At 38.0% G+C, this 18,000-nt stretch carries 17 protein-coding genes and 1 riboswitch; of the genes, 8 read left to right on the top strand and 9 right to left on the bottom strand.

Features of this window, described 5'->3' with window-relative positions; genetic code table 11:
• Positions 1 to 405 precede the first annotated feature (405 nt).
• Genes JF53_RS12175 through JF53_RS17515 form a run of 4 tightly spaced genes read left to right on the top strand, consistent with a single transcriptional unit; the run spans position 406 to position 4,448 of the window.
• On the top strand, positions 406 to 1,929 hold the full coding sequence (locus JF53_RS12175) for a spore germination protein (protein WP_083443622.1): 1,524 nt from the start codon (positions 406 to 408) through the stop codon (positions 1,927 to 1,929).
• A 12-nt stretch (positions 1,930 to 1,941) separates the two neighbouring features.
• Positions 1,942 to 3,045: a GerAB/ArcD/ProY family transporter gene (locus JF53_RS12170; protein WP_047982184.1), complete on the top strand. Its 1,104-nt coding sequence runs from the start codon at positions 1,942 to 1,944 to the stop codon at positions 3,043 to 3,045.
• Entirely contained in the window at positions 3,026 to 4,288 is a 1,263-nt protein-coding gene (locus JF53_RS12165; protein ID WP_047982185.1) for a Ger(x)C family spore germination protein, read from the top strand. The genes JF53_RS12170 and JF53_RS12165 overlap by 20 nt, the downstream gene beginning before the upstream one ends.
• A 1-nt stretch (position 4,289) precedes the next feature.
• Complete coding sequence (locus tag JF53_RS17515; RefSeq protein WP_157052509.1) at positions 4,290 to 4,448, top strand: hypothetical protein; 159 nt, start codon at positions 4,290 to 4,292, stop codon at positions 4,446 to 4,448.
• 71 nt (positions 4,449 to 4,519) lie between these two features.
• On the opposite strand, the gene JF53_RS12160 is transcribed toward JF53_RS17515, so the two are convergent.
• The 6 genes from JF53_RS12160 to JF53_RS12140 all read right to left on the bottom strand — a co-directional run bounded on the left by JF53_RS12160 (position 4,520) and on the right by JF53_RS12140 (position 10,697).
• Positions 4,520 to 5,935: a hypothetical protein gene (locus tag JF53_RS12160; protein WP_047982542.1), complete on the bottom strand. Its 1,416-nt coding sequence runs from the start codon at positions 5,933 to 5,935 to the stop codon at positions 4,520 to 4,522.
• A gap of 75 nt (positions 5,936 to 6,010) precedes the next feature.
• Entirely contained in the window at positions 6,011 to 6,133 is a 123-nt protein-coding gene (locus JF53_RS17965) for a hypothetical protein (RefSeq protein ID WP_269083301.1), read from the bottom strand.
• Positions 6,134 to 6,216: 83 nt separating this feature from the next.
• Positions 6,217 to 6,780 (bottom strand): energy-coupled thiamine transporter ThiT, encoded by a 564-nt coding sequence (gene thiT / locus JF53_RS12155; RefSeq protein ID WP_047982186.1) that lies wholly within the window; start codon positions 6,778 to 6,780, stop codon positions 6,217 to 6,219.
• A 120-nt stretch (positions 6,781 to 6,900) separates the two neighbouring features.
• Positions 6,901 to 7,004: riboswitch (TPP riboswitch) on the bottom strand.
• Between the two features lie 63 nt (positions 7,005 to 7,067).
• Positions 7,068 to 8,858, bottom strand: a complete 1,791-nt coding sequence (locus tag JF53_RS12150; protein ID WP_047982187.1) for a M3 family oligoendopeptidase — start codon at positions 8,856 to 8,858, stop codon at positions 7,068 to 7,070.
• Positions 8,859 to 9,007: 149 nt separating this feature from the next.
• Complete coding sequence (locus tag JF53_RS17890) at positions 9,008 to 10,447, bottom strand: N-acetylmuramoyl-L-alanine amidase family protein (protein WP_053071997.1); 1,440 nt, start codon at positions 10,445 to 10,447, stop codon at positions 9,008 to 9,010.
• Positions 10,422 to 10,697 (bottom strand): phage holin, encoded by a 276-nt coding sequence (locus JF53_RS12140; RefSeq protein ID WP_047982188.1) that lies wholly within the window; start codon positions 10,695 to 10,697, stop codon positions 10,422 to 10,424. Before JF53_RS12140 ends, JF53_RS17890 begins: the two co-directional genes overlap by 26 nt.
• A 267-nt stretch (positions 10,698 to 10,964) precedes the next feature.
• Between JF53_RS12140 and JF53_RS12135 the strand changes: the two genes are divergently transcribed.
• Positions 10,965 to 11,498, top strand: coding sequence for a YceI family protein (locus JF53_RS12135; protein ID WP_047982189.1), 534 nt, complete (start codon positions 10,965 to 10,967; stop codon positions 11,496 to 11,498).
• Positions 11,499 to 11,534: 36 nt separating this feature from the next.
• Here the strand turns inward: JF53_RS12135 and JF53_RS12130 are convergent, their stop codons facing one another.
• The gene (locus JF53_RS12130) at positions 11,535 to 12,407 is read right to left on the bottom strand and encodes a VanW family protein (protein WP_047982190.1); all 873 of its coding nucleotides are present in this window, start codon (positions 12,405 to 12,407) and stop codon (positions 11,535 to 11,537) included.
• A gap of 218 nt (positions 12,408 to 12,625) precedes the next feature.
• A complete protein-coding gene (locus JF53_RS12125) occupies positions 12,626 to 13,837 on the bottom strand; it encodes an NAD(P)/FAD-dependent oxidoreductase (RefSeq protein ID WP_047982191.1) in 1,212 nt (403 codons plus the stop codon).
• Positions 13,838 to 14,013: 176 nt separating this feature from the next.
• Between JF53_RS12125 and JF53_RS12120 the strand changes: the two genes are divergently transcribed.
• Both JF53_RS12120 and JF53_RS12115 read left to right on the top strand, forming a co-directional pair.
• Positions 14,014 to 14,457, top strand: a complete 444-nt coding sequence (locus JF53_RS12120) for a DUF2663 family protein (protein WP_047982192.1) — start codon at positions 14,014 to 14,016, stop codon at positions 14,455 to 14,457.
• Positions 14,458 to 14,518: 61 nt separating this feature from the next.
• Entirely contained in the window at positions 14,519 to 15,016 is a 498-nt protein-coding gene (locus tag JF53_RS12115) for a DinB family protein (protein ID WP_047982193.1), read from the top strand.
• 104 nt (positions 15,017 to 15,120) lie between these two features.
• Here the strand turns inward: JF53_RS12115 and JF53_RS12110 are convergent, their stop codons facing one another.
• Entirely contained in the window at positions 15,121 to 16,395 is a 1,275-nt protein-coding gene (locus tag JF53_RS12110; protein ID WP_236686947.1) for a SpoIID/LytB domain-containing protein, read from the bottom strand.
• Between the two features lie 306 nt (positions 16,396 to 16,701).
• Between JF53_RS12110 and uraA the strand changes: the two genes are divergently transcribed.
• Positions 16,702 to 17,952 carry a uracil permease gene (gene uraA / locus JF53_RS12105; protein WP_047982195.1) on the top strand — a complete coding sequence of 417 codons (1,251 nt, stop codon included), beginning with the start codon at positions 16,702 to 16,704 and terminating at the stop codon, positions 17,950 to 17,952.
• Positions 17,953 to 18,000 lie beyond the last annotated feature (48 nt).

The following is an 18,000-nucleotide window of genomic DNA, read 5'->3' as shown; positions in this document are numbered from 1 at the left end:
GCACGATACCCGCTCCGGGAATATACTTCGCTTTCACTTCCAGCACAGGGGTGACATCTGCTCGAAACTACCTCGCAGTGTCTACCTTGCCGCGGGGGCTGCTGAGCCTCCTCGCGCTGAAAAGCAGTGCGCCTGTGTCTGCTAGTATCGCTTCGGAGTATGCTTCCTCAGCGCAAGGGAACGAAGAAGGTTATTCAAGTAGCACCCTCACTGCGGGGTCTCATCTAAGCCCTTCCTCCCGAAGGAGTCTACGTATATTCCCTACGCTGAATCAATGCATTGTTCGTCCTAGTATCTTTCTCATTTTACTTATGTCCCAGCCTCTATTTATCACATAACCTCACATATTTATTCCTACTACGTGGAAACGTAATAGAAAACCTTAGGCTGGAGTTGTAGCTATTCATGTTAAAGAAATTATTACAAATGTCCTTTAAAACTAATCCCAAGCTCGAAGAACAATCTTCAGAGGAAGCTATTAAACGGAAGCAAGAGAGAGTTTATCCAGACTTACATAGAACGATGCAAACATTTAAAACCATCTACTCGTATCCTGACAATCAAGATGTTAAAATCCGTAATCTGCATATTCCAGGTATCAATAAAAACGCCTCCATTTTGTTCATTGATACCATTACAGATTCGTTAGTCATTGAAAATCATATTATCCGTCCACTTCTACGTAATCAAGATACTTCCATCAAAATCGACGATATCATTACAGCACCATCTTTATCCACCAAGGATGTGATTGGTGATACTGTTATCGAAATTAACAAAGGAAATGTCGCCCTATTTGTCGAGGGAGAAAAACATGCCTATTTATTAGGCGCATCAAAATTTGATGGACGTAGTGTAGAAAAAGCAGAAAACGAAAACGTCGTGAAGGGACCAAAGGAAGCATTTAACGAGAGGGCCGCGTCCAATATATCGTTAATTCGAAAAAAGATAAAAAGTGAAAATCTTGTTGTGGAGTCGCTAATAGTTTCAGAGCGATCCAAGAATGACCTTTTTATCTTGTACGAAAAAGACTTAGTAAATGAAAAACTATTATCCAATCTAAAAAACAGATTAAATTCATTAGACGTTGATGCGATTCAAAATCTTAGCTTATTAGAGCAACAGATTGAAGAAAGAAAACGATCGATATTCCCAACTATATTATATACCGAACGCCCAGACCGTGCCGCTTCCTTTATTGAAGATGGCTACATTGTATTATTAATGGATAATTCACCAGACGGGCTCGTGTTACCAGCAACATTTTGGTCCTTTTATCATACATCTGAGGATCACTACTTAAGGTTTCCTTATGGGAATTTCACTAGATTTCTTCGGATTGCAGCTTTGTTTATCACCTTGTTCTCCTCGTCAGTCTATGTTGCCGTGCTCACCTTTCATGCTGAAATGGTACCACCGGATTTACTGCTTGCCATTGCGGCAACTAGAGAAAAAGTACCAATACCTGCTGCAATAGAAGTTTTAATTATGGAAATTGCCTTTGAACTCATCCGTGAGGCTGGTCTACGTGTTCCGAATCCAATCGGACCAACAATTGGAATTGTCGGAGCACTTATTTTAGGACAAGCTGCCGTCCAAGCAAATATCGTTAGTCCTATCGTTGTAATTGTCGTGGCATTGGGCGGGCTGTGCTCCTTTGCTATTGGGGATGTCAATATGAACTTTGCAATTCGGCTTTGCCGGTTTATCTTACTACTTGCTGCCAGTCTATTTGGACTCTACGGCATCACCGCTATTTTTACTTTAGGGTTATTTTATCTTGTTTCCATAAAATCATTCGGCGTTCCTTACCTATCCCCTATGACTCCAACCTATGTTTCATCAGGAGATAAGATTTTTAGGAGAGTATTGCAAAATGAATACTTTCGCCCTGGTTATTTAAAACCAAAAGACATTAAGAAGAAATAGGGTGCTATTTTCATGGAACAATTAGAAGGAAAGATTGGAATCAAAGAATATTTCGCTATCGTCATCTTAATGATTGCGACTAAATTAGCCGATGATACACCCGCCCTACTATTTGAACCTCTTTTTAATGCTGGTTGGATGGCGCCAATTATCAATGGCATCCTCACCGTTATTCCCGTCTACTTATTATTACGGGTAAGTACGAAATACAAAAACAAAGGGCTAATTGAAGTGATATATCATGTATTTGGAAAATTTATCGGATACATTGTTTTACTTATACTTTGGATAATTATGTTTAGTGCGCTAGTGGTTGATACAGCTATCTATACAGACATTATAGGAACGGTATATTTTAGTAAAACACCTACGATACTCATTTACGGTATGTTGATGCTCGTATGTGCATATGGAGCGAAAAGAGGATTTGCTCAAATCGGCTCTGTTGCATGGGCCGTTTTTCCATATTTAATCGTATCGTTATTTTTCGCCTTAATCCTAACCTTCCGCCAAGGAAGTAGTTCCTTCCTATTCCCAATCTTTGGTCCTGGCGAATGGAAAATCGTAAAAGAAAGTGTTCTACGATTATCTATCTATGGTGATTTTCTCTATTTATTTATTTTCATACCGTTTATTAGAAGTATAAAAGACTTTAAAACTGGAACATGGCTTGGACTATTGTTTACATGTATCGGTATGACGACATTCATGCTTAGCTATGTTATCTTCTTTGATTATAAAACCGTTATGGAATTAAACTATCCCTATCATGAAGTTATCCGTACCATTTCAGCAGGATTCCTTACGAATATGGAGTCCTTCTTCTTACCATTTTGGGTAATTGCATCTTTTGTAAGATTTGCGATCTATTTATATATCGTTGCCATCTTATTTGGGCGTTTATTTGGAATCAAACAATTTGAACACATTATTCCTGCATTCGCAACTGTCGGTCTGTTCATTGGGATGATACCCGAAAGCCCGACCTTCACTATCTTTAATCTGCGTGAGGGAATACTATTTATTAGCACACCAATTTTCTTTACACTACCCATCCTAATATGGATTGTGGCGATGTTTAAAGGAGTTTCTAAACATGAAAAAGCAAATTCCTAATACCATTAAACTTCTGTTTACGTGCTTCTTCCTCATTCTAATAAGTGGGTGTGGGGATCAAAAAGAGGTAGAGGAATTAGCCTATATTATTGCACTTGGCATCGATAAATCAGAAGAAAATGAAGACCGCATCCAAATCACCTACTTAATATCAAATCCTGAAGCAGGAACAACTGCTCAAGGTGGTAACTCTGGTGAGCCTTCACGAGAAATTATTTCCTTTGAGGCAGAGGATTTTATTTCTTCCATGAACCTAGCAAACACCGTAATTGCAAAAGAAATTAGTTATGATTTATTAAGAATTTTAGTCGTATCTGAAGATTTTGCTCGGGATGAGAAATTTATTAGATGGATTTATGATGCTACAAAATCATTAGAAATACGAAGAGATGCACGATTACTAGTAAGCAAAGAAGAAACGGCAACTTTCTTGATGAATAATCAACCAGTACTAGAAACGAGGCCACATGAATACTTTAATTTAATTTTCAATAGAGGGTCAGAAGTAGGGATAACGCCACCCTCAGAATTACATACGTTCTTCCGTATAACCGAGGCTGATGCCGATTTGTTTTTAGGCATCTATAGTACTTCTGAAGTAAATGAAAATGCACCATCTCGACGTGATTCCGAGCAAGTAAAGGCAGGAGATTTCCACTATAAAGGAGAAACGAACAATGTCCAGTTTGCTGGATCCGCCGTTTTTAAAGAAGGGAAGATGATTGATAGCCTTACAATAGAAGAAACAAGATTTTCCATTATGCTACACCCTATTCTAACGTCAAAAGATATTCTTGCAACCTTCCCAGACCCATTTAATGATGAGTATCGAATAACTGCCCGAATTAACAAGGACGGAGAAGTATCAACAAAGATGAACCTCCATAGTGCTACTCCATCAATAGATGTATCTGTCCCTATCTTAATTGAGGTATTAACGAATCATAGTATGACAAACTATCCCAAGGATGATGATAAACGAAAAAAACTGAAAGAATCCTTTGAACAAACACTAGAGGAAAAATATAAAAAGCTGATTAAGAAAACACAAGAGGAATATGGCTCTGAACCATTTGGCTGGTCAATCCTTGCTCGCAAGCATTTCAAGACCATTCCTGACTGGGAGAAGTTTGACTGGATGAAAACCTACCCTAAAATGGATATTAATGTTTCCGTTCATGTGAGATTAGGTAAATTCGGAAGACAATCTGATTTACCGAATTTAGAGGAAGTGAGAGATTAGTATGAATTTGCTAATTTGGTCTGTCATGATTACGATGTTCCTATATACTGCGGGATTCTCTATCACCCTTTGGAAGGAAAAGAACAAACTCGGCTCAATCGCTGTTTTTCTAATGGCAATATCCATTGTGATTACACCTTTTTTCACCGTGCTACGATAAGAATACATGAAAGAAAACACCGGTGTGCCCTCATCATCTAGCCGAGAGATACACCGGTTGTTAGTTGACTTTTAGAATACAAAGACAGCTGCTAATGCCATAACGAAAAGTCCAATAATGACTGGCAAAAAGTTTTTTCGGACAAGCTCCATCACAGATACACCACAAAAACCCGCAATAGCAATTAAGGATGACCATGCTACAATGGTTCCCCCACCAGTCCAAATCGCTCCCATCTGCCCAATTGCAGCTAAGGTGGCAGCATCCATACCAGATGTTTCAAGAGAAGCTGCCAGTGCACCTGTTAACGGTAATCCTGAGAATCCCGATCCATCAAGCCCTGTAATAATCCCAATAACTAAAACACTAAATGCCGCTAATAAAGAGCTTTGTGGTAAGAAATCTTGTGTTGCTTCCACTAATCCAAACAGTAAGGATGGCCCCTCCTCAACACCTAAAATAGTCCCTGAAAAATCACCACTACCTAGAAAGAAAAATCCAGCTATTGGAATGACCGGTCCCATCGCTTTAAAGGCGAATACAAATCCATCTGTAATATGATTCGTTATATAATCTAGCGCATGATGCTTTCCGAATGCGATGGTTGATAATAACAGCAGGATAACAGCAACCCCACCGACAAATGCTGCCCCATCGCCACCGACTAAGCCACCACTACCTGAGAATAATTTATTATACATCATATAAATAACGACTAATAATAGGGTTAGTGGTACACCAATCGCAAACACCTTACTCCATCGTGATAAATTGCTAGTTTTTGCTTCATTTTTGGAGCTTTCCACTGTACTCAATGTGTTTAAATCAACTTCATTTTGCGGATCATCCTTAGCACGAATAGTTTTTCGATAAAGAAAATATGCTAATAGGATTGCTACTCCGCCAGCTATTACCGATAACAATAATGCGCGATCGGCAACCAATCCTGTATCAATTCCAGCTGATGCAGCAGATAGACTAGGAGCTACCTGCACGATATAATCTGACGATAACGCCATTCCCTGACCAGCAAGAGCAATGGCAACCGCAGCTAAAATTGCCGGAAGACCAGCACGAACCGCTGCTGGCACAAGAAGGGCACAAATTAACGGTACTGCAGGCGTTGGCCAAAAAAATAATGAGATTACATACGTTACTCCGATTATTACAAAGAAAGAAATATGTCCGTTCACCATGACCTTTTGAATCGGTTGTATCATTCTTACATCAGCCCCCAAATCCTTCAGAGAATTTAATAAGGCCAACATAAACGTAATAATTAAAAAGATGCTAAATAATTCTTGAGCGGCAACTAGATTAGCATTAAATATCGCTGTAAATCCGCCTACAATACTCCCCTTATATACCCACGCAATCAAGAATGTTCCCAGTAATGTCGGCAGCACAACACCTTTTCGAAAAATCATCGTTATTATAATCACAAGCGTAAAGATTCCATATAACCAATGCGCAAACGTAAGCTCCACATCCATCTTCCTTTCTACCTATGTGCTATAGCCTATGCGAATCTATAGGTAGCGGTGAACAGAAGATTCAAGCAATTAGTTTCGCTTTGCACACGTTGGACAAAGTAGTTTTCCATCCGCATATATACCAGCTAAAAAGCCATTTTCACAGTAGACTTCTTTCCCACAGCTACTGCATTTACCAACAAGCTCTTCCATCGTTATCACCTTCTTTCATTGTATAAAAAAGGGTAACCTCGATTTTCATTGAGATTACCCTGTTGTGAGCGGTGTTTAAACTATTATGCTGTTCTTAAAAGCGTTTTTGGTTGTTTTATAAACAAGATAAAGACGACAACTGTTGATAAGATAAAGGATGGAAGCATGTAGGAACCATTATAGATTAATGAATATAACCATAATGCTTGATCCTCTGGTGCGAATTCTGCCCAGAAAACAATACCTGCATAGAAATGTGCCAGAAACCTCAGAGCAGAGCCTAAAAATACACCTAAGGTGATAAACACCAATCGTTTAACAACCTTTCCTTCTTTCATCGATTGCTGAACTTGTTTAGCAAAAATCCCTGCTACCCCAAGAGCCGCAAATGCGAAACCATATTCAATAAAAGCTTGAAGTGGTGTTTTTATATCTGGACCAAATGCTAGCTGTAATAATCCCCATAATAATCCAGCTAGTACTCCACCTTTTAATCCCCAACGGAACGCAACGATAAAGATAGGAATCATCGCAAAAGAAATAGATCCGCCATTAGGCATCTGGATAGATGGAATAAAATCTAATAATAATGCTAATGCAGCAAAAATTGCTACCTCAACCATAAACAATGTGCGTTTTGAACTCACATTAATTCCTCCCCTATTTGTAATCTAAAAATCTACTAGTAAACGATTTTTAAACAACAAAAAAAGCAATGCCAAGGGGAAGCTTCCTGATGGGGAATTCCGCTCACATTGCTTATTAATCCATCAAAAAAGCCACCATCCCTACGCTAGTACTAACTAACAGGTTCAAAGGGTCTGAACATGATCTGTTCACTCTCAGCCATTAGGCTCCCCCTGTGGACTTATTTATTCACTTTTTTTGTTACCATAAGTATAGCTTACTTTCCTATTACTGACAAACAAATCCATTACAAGGAAAGAAATTCTTCTACGTCCTTCACACAAAGGGCAATGGCATCTTCCCAGAAATTAGGTTTTGTTAAATCGACTTGCAAGTGTTTCATTGCTAAATCTTCCACATTCATTCTTCCTGTATCACGCAGTAATGCAATATAAGCATCTTCAAAACTAGCATCACTTTTTTGCGCATATGCATAAATACCAAGACTAAACAAATAGCCAAAGGTGTACGGGAAATTATAAAAAGGTGTTCCAGTAATGTGGAAGTGCAACTTAGATGCCCAGAAATTTGGATCATATTCACCTAATGCATCACAATAGGCTTCTTTTTGTGCTTCTACCATCAATTCATTTAAACGCTTTACCGAAACCATTCCTTGCATTCTTTCCTCATAAAACCTTGTTTCAAATAGGAATCTAGCGTGAATGTTCATAAAGAAAGCAATACTCCGCTGTACTTTGTCTTCAAGCAACTCTAATTTTTCTTGTTTTGACGTAGCATTTTTTACCGCAGCATCAGCAACAATCATTTCTGCAAAGGTCGATGCTGTTTCGGCAACATTCATCGCATAACCTTGATTCAGACCGTGGATATCATTCATTACGTGCTGATGATAGGCATGCCCTAACTCATGCGCTAGTGTTGAAATATTAGAGGCTGTTCCAGAATAGGTCATAAACACCCTTGTTTGTTCACTATCTGGAAAACTAGTACAGAATCCCCCTGGACGTTTGCCTGCTCGGTCCTCTGCCTCTATCCATCGATTCTCAAAAGCACCTTGGGCAAACTGGGCCATTTTCGGACTAAATTCACCAAAATGCTTCAAGATGAAGTGAGCTCCTTCTGTATAGGAAGATTTTTTAACAGTCTTTGAAAGTGGCGCACCAATATCATAGATACTTAGTTTATCTTTTCCAAGTAATTCTGCTTTTTTATTCAAATACTGAACAAAATGTTGTTTATTATTTGTAATAGCATTCCACATTGCGTCTAGTGTTTCTTGCTTCATACGATTGATTGCTAATGGCTCTTTCAACACGTTATTCCATCCACGGTGCTTGTACTTTTGCAGTCTGAAACCTGCTAGATGATTTAATGTTTGACCAAATAAATCAGCGTTTTCTTCCCATGATTTACTTATTTGTTCAAATACGTGTTTACGAAAGTCGGCATCAGGACTACTTAACTTATTCGCTGCTTGTCCTACAGAATATGACTTCACTTCCCCATCTTCTTCAATTTCAACCGTCATGTTTCCAACGATTGTTTCATACATTTGTCCCCAAGCATGGTAACCATCCACCGCTAAATCGTTAAGCAACACTTCCTGCTCTGAAGATAGTAATTCCTTTGCTGTCTCTCTTGTTTCCGTTAGAACAAAGGAGACTTCCTGTAATGACTCATGCTGTACTATTTCTTGCCAGACATCTTCCGGAATCGATGCAAGCTTCTGATTTAAAACCGTACGAATTCCACCCATTTGCGCTCCGAGTGCAGACCGTTCGCCCACAAGTAAGTTAGCAGTTGCATCCTTTACATTTTGTGCACTTAAGCAACTAATAAAAGCAAATGACTCCCGCAGCTTTTTCATAGCTGGCTCTAATTGATTAATAATACTTGCAAGCACTGACACACTGTTTTCTTTGTCAGTGGGATCAAATGCTTTTACAGCATTGGAAAGCTCCTTCATATCTCCTTGCACCACTTTTAAATATGCCTGAAACTCTTTTGACTCGCTCCCACCAGGAAAAATCACATCTAAATCCCAAGTCTTTTCATATTCTCTCGTTTGTTGCATCGTATCTCTCCTTAATTTTAAAATTTACAATTAATTAATATATTAACAATAAGTTCAAAACTTTTCACTAATAATATTTTGAAAACCGAAATATTTCTTTTTCGAAGTAAATCCTTCCTCAAAGTATGAGGAAGGATGAATAAAGTTGTTTAATTCGTTGTAATTGATGCGCCTGTATTTGGATGTGCGTATATTTGCACTCTACCAAAATCCTGCGTCTGAATTAGATATACGTGTGGCTGTGGATTCCCAAGTACTTCATACGTTAGTCCTCCAAATTTCGCTGGGTTTAAGAATCCCTTTTCGTTACCTTTTACTGGTGAAACATTTACTGGATAAACCCGCCATGATGTTTCAGATGCTGGTAGATTGACATACCGCTTTCCATTACCTGTCTTTGTAGCATTGGCTGCACGGCGATCATCATCACTTATTGTCGCACCTGTACTTGGATGTGCATATATTTGCACTCTGCCGAAATCCGTTGTCTGGATTATATAAACATTCGCCTGAGTAGTGCCAAGTATTTCATAGGTCAGCCCGCCAAACTTCGCAGGATTTAAAAAGCCTTTTTCATTTCCTTTTGTAGGGGCTACCCCTAAAGGGTATACTCGCCACGACGTTTCACTAGCAGGCAGATGCAAATGTTTGTTGGTAACGTTAGTTGTTGGTGGTGTTGTTGTATTCCCATTTGAACCAGTATTAGTAGTTGCCTGGCTGCCGCTTCGATTAATCACGGCACCAGTACTTCGATGTCCATAAATTTGAACCCTTCCAAAATCTTGTGTTTCAATTATATAAACATCTGGTGTTGTTTTCCCTATTATTTCATAGGTAAGTCCACCAAATTTAGCTGGATTTAAAAAGCCAACTTCATTGCCCTTTGTTGGAGCAACATCGAGTGGATATACTCGCCATGACGTCTCAGATGCAGGTAAGTGTATATACTCCCCTGTAGCCTCAGTCACTGGTGGGTTGGATGGTGATGGACTAGATGGCACCGTTACATTTTGACCACCACCAGCTGATCCGCGGTATGAATAACCAGCAAATTCACAAAACGCCTTTACAACGGCTTCCGCGTAGACAAGATGATGATCACGTAATTGTTGGACATCATCTCGGGGAGAATCCGCAAATCCATATTCAATAATATTCGTTACAACAGAGCCTGTATCTCGAATCATAAAATAATAATCTTGATTGGAGTTCCCAGGTAATGTTCTCGTGAAAACTCGTCGAACATTTTGACCTGCATTTCGTAATTCTGCTGCTATTTTTTCAGCCATTTCCTTTCCATCATGAATCGAATGAATGACCTCCGCTCCATCTCCGCCACCTGCATTTAGGTGATTGGAATGACAATATTTCGCACCACTGTCACGCACTATTCTTGTTCTTTGTTCTGGTGATAGTGTTCGGTCATCTGTCCTTGTGATTGCAACTGGTACTCCCAATTCACGATAGCGATTGTATTGATATAAAGAAATCTTCAATGCCAAATCTTTCTCTTTCCAATAACGATTCGTGCCGCCACCAGGGTCATTACCACCATGTCCAGGATCAATGATCAAGATCGGTCTTACCATTTGATTTCCTCTCCTTTACCTTAATTAATCCCTTTTCTCGTAATGTCTCCCGCTGTTCTATACCTCTCTTTGTTATATAATTATTTTTAAACCAGTTAATTAGTGCAGTAATTATCGTAAAAATTGTTGCAACTACTTGTTCCAATGTTTCACTATCAATTGGGAGTGGTGATTTTCCAAATGCGACAAGAAGTTGATTTATGATCGCTAAAAATAAAACCGATGTTCGAACCCAAGTACCTTTGTCCATTTTTTTCCACCTCCCTTTCCAAGGTATACATTATTATTTTCATTTCATCCTCTAATCGGAACGGCAACCGTCTAGTACTACCGATTGTGGATTCAACTCTATAATCGAACTTACTAAACGAAAAGTGGCAAAAAATTAATCGCTAATTTTATTCTTAATTAATAATAATTTAATTAAAGACTCTTGACTTAAGAGAATTATGAATGTATACTTAGTGACAGAAAGTAAGTAATACAAAAAACAAACATTTTTCGGAGGGGATTTATGATGGCAAAAGCAGTGTGGGCAATTGACAAAGGACATAGTTCATTAGAGTTTTCTGTAAAACACATGATGATGTCTAAAGTAAAAGGGGTATTTAATGATTTTGAAGCTACAGTTGAGGCAGATGTAAATGACTTAACAGATGCTAAAATCGAATTCACAGTAGATTTAAACAGCATTGATACTCGTAAAGAAGATCGTGACAATCATTTACGTTCAGGAGACTTCTTCGATGTAGAAAATTATCCGACTATGACATTTGTTGCAACAACAATTAATAAAACTGCCGACAATTTATATGATGTAACTGGCGATCTAACGATTCGTGGGGTGACAAAGCCAGTAACATTTGAAATTACTGTTGAAGGTGTTCATAAAGACCCTTGGGGTAATGAAGTTGCTGGATTCACTGGTGAAGGTAAACTTAACCGTAAAGATTTCGGTCTTGTCTGGAACGCAGCACTAGAAACAGGTGGCGTATTAGTTGGAGAAGATGTAACAATCAATATCGAACTAGAAGCACATAAACAAGCATAATAAGTAAAAAGCGTCCTCTATTTGGACGCTTTTGTATTATTCCGCTGTTTTATTTTTGGTTTCTACATCATCTGAGGAGAAAATCCGGACAATCATTCTTCCGTCTAATGCAACCGCTCGAATTAGTATTGGATGACTGTACTCATTTTTAAACACAAAGTCCGGTCCCCACCAACTCACGGTGGCATCTTTACCTGGTGGTACGTAAGGTACTTTTTTACTATGGGAAAATCGCTCAACGATTTTTATCCCTTCTATCGAGACAGCATTATAGAGTGTAGAAGACACCTGGCATATCCCCCCGCCAATATCCTCTGAAACCTCACCTCTCACAATTACCGGAGCTCGTTCATATCCCCTATCCTGAGTGCGCTTTCCAACTACCTTATTAAATGAAAATTCGTCCCCTGGAAATACGACTTGATTATTAATAGCTTCTGCAGCAAGCTGAATGTTATGAGAGCGTTCTTTATTACCGGGCCGATAATAGGTAATATAATTACCTATTTCATTGGTACGAATATCGGATAATAATTCACTATCTACCTTCGGATAGACATCCTTCTTCGGTAATTTCATTTCAAATGAGACATTACTATAAAAAAATTCATAAAAAAAGTTTGTGAACTTTTCACGGTCAAGAGTATAGCCTAGTTTCTCAGGAACAATGGACCAATAATTATCTAACGTTGCATTTACTGGAGGCTCATAAAGCTGGTCCTCTAATCGATCCAGTAATATTGTCAGTTTTTCTTGATCCATTAGTAGAGAATCGACATATGTTAAGGCAAAATGATCCCGGATTATTGTTTCGTTCATCCCTTTTTCAGTAATGACGAGTTCATTTGCAAATACCGTATCGACAAATACCAGTGATGACAGCAAGAATAGTATTGTCCATCTCATCATGATGTGAAACCTCCCTTCACCTAGTATTTGATTATCCAATTTTTTCATGTAAAAAATATCCACGTATTCTATATCCAAGGAGTGACTTTGTATTTATCGAAAATCCCGTTTATTTTCAATACTTCTACTGGCAAGCATATAACCTACTATACTTGCCAGTCCTGTAATTAACCAATAAAGTACTTTTTTCACCAATAGACACCTCTTTTATATTCTAGTTAAAACGGTCGAATCTTACCTTTTTTCAGGAAAAGCTTTGGACCACCAAGCAAGAATAAGTACCGATCATCGACAACTTTTTTCATTGCTGCAGCTGTTTTTCCGTATAATTTCGTCCCAGATAATATTGTTCCCATTCCATCCGTTATACCAAGGCTAGCGACTGTACCTTTATCATGGAAAATGAATTCTTCCAGCGGCTCATGATGAAGAAGTGCATGTATGTTATTGGCACAAGTAGCAGCATGCTGCATTGCTGCTTGTCCAGTTGGAGGATAAGGACGTCCTGTCTCCTTATTCATCACCCATGCACAGTCACCAAGAATAAAGATATTTTCAAATCCAGGTGCTCGTAAATCTTGATTGACTGTTACCTTACCTTTTGTCAATTCAAACCCAGACTTCGCTAGCAAGGAATTTCCGGTCACTCCACCCGTCCAGACTATTGTTCCAGCTTTGATTAGTTCATTGTCATCGCCAACGATAAATCCTTCCTCCGTACATTCCTGAATTTTGGTTGCTTCACGTATTTCGGCCCCACGTTCCTGCAATGATTTTCTCGCATAGTTTACTAAATCAGTATCAAATCCTGGTAACACAGTTGGGGCAGCTTCTACCGCTATAATTTTAACCTGCCCCCGGTCAATATCATACTTCCTACATAATTGAGGCACTTTCTCTACTAGCTCTCCAACAAACTCGATCCCAGTAAATCCGCCTCCACCTACTAAAATAGCAAGACTTGTGACATCAGGATTTGGATCATACTTAAATTTGGCAAACTGATATTCAATATGTTCTCGAATCAACCGACTTGACTCAAAATCCTCAATAAAAAAGGCATATTCATCCATCCCTTTAATTCCAAAGGTATTGGTTTCAAACCCTAAGGAAACGACCAAGTAATCATAGGTTAATTCACTATTTTCTAATACGACCCTACTTTCATCCGGGATTATTTCTTTTACCGTATCATATATTAAGCGTACGCGATTTGGACTTATTACATCGCTAATCATGATTCTTGCTTGGTTTTGATTAATCGTTCCAGCTGCTACCTCATGCAGCCAAGTAGTTTGATAGTGATAATTATGTTTGTTAACTAGTACTATCTCTGCCTCTTCCTTACCAAGCTTTTTCATTAACTTTTTGGTTGTCATCATGCCTGCATATCCAGCACCTAATATCACGATTCTAGGCTTTGATTCCATATGTTTCAGCCACCTTCTCTATAGTAATACGCATTTTTTTATAATCTTGAAACTCTATATAGTATTATGCATAAATCCATCCATACTATCCGTTATTTTCCATCAAACCTTTTTGTTTAAAAATCATGATTAATTTATGACGGACTAGCATAATGTGGATTAGGGGGGAGATTAAAATGCCATTCGAAACAGTGGAAAATCTATCGGTTGATACGATATATATCCTGAATGAAGTCATTAAGAAAAAAAACAAAAAAGACTACTATGAATCGCGTAGAAATCTATGTCTAATAAGTAGCCTACTTCTTTTATTCGGCTTTTTCCTTTTACTTACGTTGGATGATATCAAAACTATGGTTGATCCACTTACAACGTTTGCCAACATTTTAGCTAATCCCTTGTACTTATTCATGATTGGATTAATTGCGATTATGCTGTTATATCATAACTATTATCAAAAAAAGCTGAAGAAGGAAAAAGACAAATTCAAATCCGTAAGAATAGAAGCGATTGATTATTTAAATGACTCTAGAAATATGAACACACAGGATCAAGCGGTGATGATTAAAAAAATTATGAAGGAAAAACACAAGATTAATCTCTATGTTAAAAACAGCTAACCTCACTATTCAATTTTTCTGATTGTTATGATAGTGTTAAGTTGAAAGTGAGGTTCTGAAAATGAATGAGGTTACCAATGTAAAAAAGGAGCTAGTTGCTTTTAATTCCTGGATTGAATCACTTTATCTAATGGATGAAAAGCTATTTTTCACCCCCATCAAAGCTGGCAAATGGACACCAGCGGAAATTATTAGCCATATTACCTATTGGGATCGGTATATCGATGCCGAAATGCTCCCTGTCATGACAGAAGATGCAGCAATACATAGTGTAGATTTTGAGGTTATCAATACGCCCGCTGCTGCCTATGCCTTATCAGGTGTTTCTCAATCTGATTTATTAGATGCTCAACTAGAGGCTAGAAATAACCTTGTTGCTGCCTTATCGGAAAAAACAGAGGAAGAGTTTTTCCAAGCATTTACGTTAAACGGTGAGGTAATTGATGAATATTCTGGCTATCCCCATACGTTATACAATTACCTTATGTCATTCATTTGGCATGATAATCACCATAAAGATCAGATTGAGGCGTTTTTAGCAAATACAAATAAGGTGTAACATGCAAAGAAGCTGCGACTTCAAGTAAAGTAACCTAAACAAATGTGAACATATTCTGCTCTATTTTGCTTACAAAATTTACTATAGTCTCAGCTTCTCATTCTTTACTGGGCAATCTTTATAGATCTATCAGAAATATGTTTTATCGTTGTACCAGGATAGTAAAATGAAATAATCTCTTCATAGGTCTTACCTCGCTGACCCATGAAATGAGCACCCCATTGACTCATTCCAACACCATGGCCATAGCCCCTCCCCTTCATTGTATACTTACCATTTTGTTGCTCAAGCGAATCGATTAAATAGCTTTTAAAAATTGTACCTCCAATCATAGGGCGAATTCGATTTAAATTAACGTGCTTAAGCTCTACCTGTTCAAACAAAATTAATCCCTCCAGCAATTGCCTCATAAAGTGAATGGAAATTGAACCATTAACACTTCGTAAAGAGTCAAGAACAGGTCCCTCTACCTCAAACTTTGGAATGCTCAAAATTTTAATTTCACCTGGATAACCATTACGATTTAACCAGCTCTTCATGCTGTTTATAATTTCTGAATCTTTTTCCTCAAGGCTATTCCACCAATTGGGATCATCGAAATTAATTTGATTATAATCAATTTGTATCTGGTGAAGCGAAAATCCCCATGGATTTATCGGATCATATGGATCTTGTTTAATCGGAAAATATTGCATCGCCTTCCCGCCCCAAACATTTTGATTGCTTTCGGTCATGCCCCCATTGCTCGCTGAATAAAATGTTTCAATTAAACGATTCTGATGTGTAATCACTTCTCCAATAGTTTCGTTTACTGCTTGGGTTGTTTGTTTATCCCATTTGAATCCTCCATATGCTTGATAACTAACAGTATCATCAATTACTTGTCCTAATTTCGAAACTGCATAGGTCCTGGCGGCTAATGTTTGTGCCTTCAACGTTTCCATTCCCCAAGAGGAGAAGACTTCAAATGGAACGACTCCTTTTAAATAATCTTCAAGTGGCAATTGATTAACAGGTCGAATCGATTGTTTATCTTCTATTGTAAATTCCATTGCACCTAAATACGGTCTATCATTAATATAGATCAGATGTGATGTATCATAGGATTTTGGAACTAGAATTAATCCTCCCGTGATTTTTTGCTTTTTCTGTCCTTTTTGTTTTATATAAAGATTTCCTTTCTCCAGAAATAGTCTATATTTCACCCCTTCTTCTATATTTAGCGTTTGATCTAGGGTAAAAAAGTCTCCTTCAATTTTTATCGTTACTTCGTTCGTATTCCCAACATAGTTTAACAGCTTAACAGTAACCATTTGTTCTGCATGAACAATGGATGAACATAGTAATAAACCTAATAATGGTAAAAGTATTCGTAGCATTCTCATGGGTATATTTTTTGTTAGCAGGGTTGGATTATACATGCAGAAAAAAATAGATTGACAGTTCCCGGGTCTATTGTGTAATATCTAGTTAAGTTCATACGGTTACCTTTAAATCAGTCCTGTGAGACTGGCAAGGTGTAAAAGACAGTGGAGCTGTCTTTTAACTTAAAAGCAGACATGGTATGTCTATTTTTCATATTAAATCTGCTTCTATACGAGCACCTTGCCAATTATTGGCAAGGTGCTTTTCTTAGTTTTCACCTGGTAACTGCCTGAGCATCCAAATAAAAGGAGAGAAGAAATTTGGCAAAATATGATGAAATTCAAGTAGATCAACGTTTACCATTTTTTCAAAGTTTACCATTAAGCTTTCAGCACTTATTCGCAATGTTTGGATCGACTGTATTAGTACCTATCATTTTTGGGGTAAACCCAGCAACCATTCTATTAATGAATGGGGTTGGAACATTATTGTATATTTTTATCACAAAAGGAAAAATCCCTGCATATCTAGGTTCAAGCTTTGCCTTCTTGGCACCAGCAGGATATGTTATTGGTCAATTCGGTTATGGCTACGCGTTAGGTGGATTTTTAGCAGTAGGGACTATTTTAACGCTAGTCGGATTGCTCGTAAAAGTAGCAGGAACAAAGTGGATTGATGTATTATTTCCGCCGGCAGCTATGGGTGCTATTGTTGCGGTTATTGGACTAGAGCTGGTGCCAGTTGCAGCTGGACAGGCTGGTCTAATCGGTGAAACCATAGATTCCACTACGATAATTGTTTCACTACTTACCTTAGGAATTACTGTCATTGGTTGGGTAACATTTCGTGGGTTCTTTAAAATCATTCCAATTTTAATTGGATTTATTGCTGGTTATATTATTGCTTACTTTTTTGGATTAGTAGACTTTACACCTGTTAAAGAAGCAGCATGGATTAGTATACCTGAGTTTTATAAAATGCAGTTTGATTGGTCAGCAATACTAATCATTATTCCTGCCGCATTAGTATTAATTCCAGAACACATTGGTCACTTGTTTGTGACAAGTAACATCGTCAAAAAAGATTTAGCGAAAGACCCTGGTCTTGACCGCTCATTCTTAGGAAATGGTATCTCGACTATTTTATCAAGTTTTATAGGATCCACTCCTAATACAACGTATGGTGAGAATATTGGCGTATTAGCAATCACAAGAGTTTATTCAACATGGATTATTGGTGGTGCAGCAGTAATCGCCATTCTTCTTTCCTTTGTTGGAAAGCTGTCTGCACTAATTTCTTCCATCCCAAATGCAGTGCTTGGTGGAATATCATTACTCTTATTCGGTATCATTGCCGCAAGTGGTATTCGTATGCTAGTGGAAGCAAAAGTGGATTACAGTAAATCACAAAACCTAATTCTAACCTGTGTTATTTTAGTAATTGGAATTAGTGGTGCAACTCTTCAAATTGGTGAGGTAGGACTATCAGGTATGGGCCTAGCAACAATAGTTGGTATCATCCTTAGTGTACTTTTTAAATTATTCGATGTATTAAAGTTATCAAACGAATAAACTAGAAAGAGCGTGCTTGGTTATTAAAAACTCCGGCACGCTCTTTCT

It is taken from the genome of Ornithinibacillus contaminans, from assembly GCF_001038425.2.
Classification (GTDB): domain Bacteria; phylum Bacillota; class Bacilli; order Bacillales; family Amphibacillaceae; genus Ornithinibacillus; species Ornithinibacillus contaminans.
The sequence above is the reverse complement of the archived record's forward strand: the minus strand, read 5'-3'. Positions and strand labels throughout refer to the sequence as shown.